At 63.0% G+C, this 546-nt stretch carries 1 pseudogene; it reads left to right on the forward strand.

The annotated features are described in order from the left end of the window. Positions 1-162: 162 nt before the first annotated feature. Positions 163-546: pseudogene (locus AC01FP_RS18905) on the forward strand (hypothetical protein); the annotation flags it as partial.

A 546-nucleotide genomic window follows, 5' to 3' on the forward strand; every position in this document is an offset into this window, starting at 1 on the left:
TGTCGGGGCATCAAGAGATGCTGCGACTGCGGCAGCGGATGGCAGACGCGCGCGGTCACGGCTTTCACGTCAGCCAGTTCCACGATTTGGTCCTGAGCGGGGGGGCAATGGCCTTTCCCTTGCTCGCGGAACGGATTGATAATGCAGTTCGGGTGGCTGACCATGCCTAACTGGCTACTTGCCCTTTTGGCCCGCGAATGGTCGGGCCTCGCTGTCGGAGCGCTCGTCGCGCTCGGCGGCTGGCTGTTGGAAGGGTGGATCGGCATTGGACTTTGCGGGCTTGGTGCACTTCTGGCTGTCGGTAATCTGTGGCACCTGGTTCATCTGACGCACGTGCGTCGCCGCTGTCCGCCGCCGGGACGGATGATCGATCTTGGTGGCTACAAGGTGCACATGCTGGCGGAAGGCGTAGCGGGGCCCCATCACCCGGTTGTCATGTTCGGCGGCGGGCATGCGCCAGGCTTGGCCATGGGGCATCTGCATGCCTCGCTCAAGAACCTGACCCGATCAATCCTGATTGACCGACCGGCACAGGCTGGAGTGATA

The organism is Cyanobium sp. NIVA-CYA 375 (assembly GCF_056108345.1).